Below are 3,136 nucleotides of genomic sequence, written 5' to 3'. Positions count from 1 at the left end.
CACCGCCCCCTCAACGACGGACAGCCTGATCACGACGGGACCCGACACAGTCATGGCTCTGTTGTCCCCTCCGGGCGCGGCCGGCGCCAGCGACACCCCGCACGCGGCACGTCTGGGTCAGGATGGGGCCCGTGGCCAAGATCCCCGACTCGACCAGGTCCTCGCTGCAGCAGCGACTGCGCGCCCGGGCCCGCCAGCGCTGGCCCGACCTGACCGACATCACCGTGCGATACCGGGCCGGCTTCGCCGACGTCGACGCCGTCCTACCCGACGGGGCAGTCCTGCCCCTGTGCCGGCTGCGCTACGCCGGATCCGCCAGCATCTGGGGCTTCGCGATCCACCGAGCCAGCCACACCGACTACCAGGACTCCTTCCTCCCCACCGGCCTGAAGAGCGGCACCGCCGAAGACGCCCTCGACACCGCCTGCGCCTCTACCTCAGCGACCCCACAGCCTGGACCTGAACCCCCGACGAACTGACGACCGTGACCACTCGGACGGGTTAGAGGGGGAGTTGGACCCCGCCGATCAGGACCTGTATGCGGGCGATGAGGGCGATCCAGGCTCCCGAGACCTGCAGCAGGCCGACGAGCACCAGCATCATCCCACCGGTACGCATGAGCGCCTTCGCGTGCCGGCGTGGCCACGCGAACGCGGCCATCGCCCGGTCGGCCGAGGCGGCGGCTAGCAGGAATGGGATGCCCAGCCCAAAACTGTAGAGGAACGCCAGCGCGGCGCCGCGCCACGCCCCGCCGGCGGTCGTGGCCAGGGTCAGCACCGAGGCCAGGGTGGGGCCGATGCAGGGGGTCCACCCCAGCCCGAAGAGGACTCCCAGCAGTGGTGCGCCAGCGACCCCGCGGGGCGGGCTGAAGTGCGGCATGACGGTTCGGTTGGCCCCTGGGAGCCGGACCAGTGCGCCGGCGAACAACAGGCCAAGCACGATCGTGACCGCGCCTAGCACCCGGGTCAGGGTCAGCTGGTGCGCCAGCAAGACGGATCCCAGCCCGCCGAACGCCGCCCCGTAGCTGCTGAACACCGCGGCGAAACCCAGGACGAACAGCACCGCACCGACCATCGTGCCTCGGCCCGGCGTCGGGCCCATGCGCCGCCGTGAGCCGCTGTATCGAGTTGCAGGGCTCCCCCTGAAGGCTTCTCGAAGTTCCGGCCTTGCGCGGGCCACAGCGCGCGGGTGGGTCGAAGTTGTGTCCGATGCCATCGCCGCTGACTGACGCATTCCCGTCCGGGCCGCATCCGCGCCGAGGCTTCCGGTGACGAACGACAAGAACCCGGGTGCCAACGGCAAGCAGCAGGGGGAGAAGAAGGACAGGGCGCCAGCTGCCACCGCGATCGGCGCGGCCACCAGCATCGGCCCGGACATCACCACGTCCCTGACCGAGTCAACAAACGACACAGAGCCTCCCCTCAACACTCATTGCTGCGCTACTAGCGATGATAGTAGATAAGGATGGCACCCACACGATATCGACGACCTGGGAGCGATCGGCCACTTGCGAAAAGTCTGGTCCCACCGACCCGGCAGCCTTATTGGTACGGGTGTTCAGGTGCGGGCGTCGGCAGAGTGATCTACGATCGTGCATAGTTACCGCATCCAGAACGGAAGGCATCACGTGGCGCGACAGCTCGGCGAGCTCGAGGCGGTGGTCATGGACCGGCTCTGGACGTGGGAGCGCCCCACCACGGTGCGCGAGGTGCTAGACGACCTGATCGAGGACCGGAAGTTGGCGTACACCACGGTCATGACCGTGATGGACAACCTGCACCGCAAGGGTGTCCTTTCCCGCGAGCCGGACGGCCGCGCCTACCGTTACTCTCCCGTGCGCACCCGCGCCGACCACACCGCCGATCTGATCGCCTCGGTGCTGTCCACCAGCGATGACCGGACCGCCCCCCTGCTGCGTTTCGTCGAGCAGATGGATCCCGACGAGCTCGCGCGGCTGCGAGCCGCGCTGGAGCGACTTGGCGCCGCCAGCGAGCCGCCACCCGGCCCGCGAAGGCGACAACGGTGACCGAGTCCTTGGCGTTGCTGGTGTACGCCGGCACCGCCGGCACCGCCGGGGCCGCGGCGTTGCGGGCCGCGCGTTGGCCGCAGCGCGCACCCAAGCTCGGCGTGGCCGCCTGGCAGGTCCTGTCCGGCTCGATCCTGGGCGCCCTACTGCTGGCCGGTCTGGTCGTGGTGGTCCCCGCTGGGGTCGCCAGCACCAACCTGGCCGAGGTCCTTCACGCGTGCGTCATGGCCCTGCGAAACCAGTACGCCACCCCCGGGGGCGCCGCTGTCCACGCCACCGGCGCGGCCTTGACACTAACTCTGGCGATCCGCGCCGGCTACCTGCTCGGCGCCGGACTGCGCGGCGCGCGCCGGGCCCGCGGCGAGCACCTGAAGGGCTTGCAGCTGGTGGCCCACCGCGACCCGGTGCTGGACGCCCTCGTCGTGGACCACCCCGCCGCGGCGGCCTACTGCCTGCCCGGGCGGGCGCGCACCATCGTGCTCACCTCGGCCGCGATCGCCGCGTTGAACGACGCCGAGCTGGTCGCAGTGCTGGCTCACGAGCGCGCGCACCTACGTGGACGGCATCATCTGGTTGCGGCCACCGCGGCGGCGCTCACTCAGGCCCTGCCGTTCGTTCCCGGGCTTCGATGGGCCCGCGAGGAGCAGGCGCGGCTGCTGGAGATGATCGCCGATGACGACGCGGCGCTTCACGGGGACCGGTTGTCCGTGGCCGGCGCTCTGATCCGGCTCGCCGGCGGGGCCGTTCCCGCGGTTGCGCTCGGCGCCGCCGACATCGCGGCGATCGCCCGGGTAGAGCGCCTCCTGTGCCCCGGGCCCCGGTTGGGGACCGGTCGGCGGCTGCTGATCGCTGCCGCGCTGAGTCTGACCGCGCTGGCCCCCGTCGCCATCGCCGCGGCCCCTGCGGTGGCCGCGGCCCAGATGGAGTACTGCCCGATCACCTCGACCATCTCGATCGCCTGAGAGCGAAACCCCGCTCACCGAGACTGTCGTTCCGGCCTTCTCGTTGGTCAGGGCTCAGGGTAGACGAAGCTGCGGGTGACCCAGTGGTTTGGGGCGGTCAGCGACTCCCGCAGCAACCGGCCCTGCCCGTCGACGACCAGCTCGGCCT

Annotated in this window: 4 protein-coding genes; 3 read left to right on the top strand and 1 reads right to left on the bottom strand. The window is 70.8% G+C overall.

Going from position 1 to position 3,136, the window contains the following annotated elements:
* The first annotated feature begins 131 nt into the window (after nucleotides 1-131).
* Entirely contained in the window at nucleotides 132-479 is a 348-nt protein-coding gene (locus tag ACLL9L_RS07455) for a hypothetical protein (RefSeq protein ID WP_411284012.1), read from the top strand.
* A 22-nt stretch (nucleotides 480-501) separates the two neighbouring features.
* Here ACLL9L_RS07455 and ACLL9L_RS07450 read toward each other — a convergent pair whose 3' ends face one another.
* A complete protein-coding gene (locus tag ACLL9L_RS07450; RefSeq protein WP_411284011.1) occupies nucleotides 502-1,062 on the bottom strand; it encodes a cytochrome c biogenesis CcdA family protein in 561 nt (186 codons plus the stop codon).
* A 565-nt stretch (nucleotides 1,063-1,627) separates the two neighbouring features.
* Between ACLL9L_RS07450 and ACLL9L_RS07445 the strand changes: the two genes are divergently transcribed.
* The gene (locus ACLL9L_RS07445) at nucleotides 1,628-2,026 is read left to right on the top strand and encodes a BlaI/MecI/CopY family transcriptional regulator (RefSeq protein ID WP_411284010.1); all 399 of its coding nucleotides are present in this window, start codon (nucleotides 1,628-1,630) and stop codon (nucleotides 2,024-2,026) included.
* Nucleotides 2,023-2,988, top strand: coding sequence for a M56 family metallopeptidase (locus ACLL9L_RS07440; protein ID WP_411284009.1), 966 nt, complete (start codon nucleotides 2,023-2,025; stop codon nucleotides 2,986-2,988). Before ACLL9L_RS07445 ends, ACLL9L_RS07440 begins: the two co-directional genes overlap by 4 nt.
* Nucleotides 2,989-3,136 lie beyond the last annotated feature (148 nt).

It is taken from the genome of Lapillicoccus sp., from assembly GCF_046595215.1.
In the GTDB taxonomy this organism is placed as follows: domain Bacteria; phylum Actinomycetota; class Actinomycetes; order Actinomycetales; family Dermatophilaceae; genus Lapillicoccus.
The sequence above is the reverse complement of the archived record's forward strand: the minus strand, read 5'-3'. Positions and strand labels throughout refer to the sequence as shown.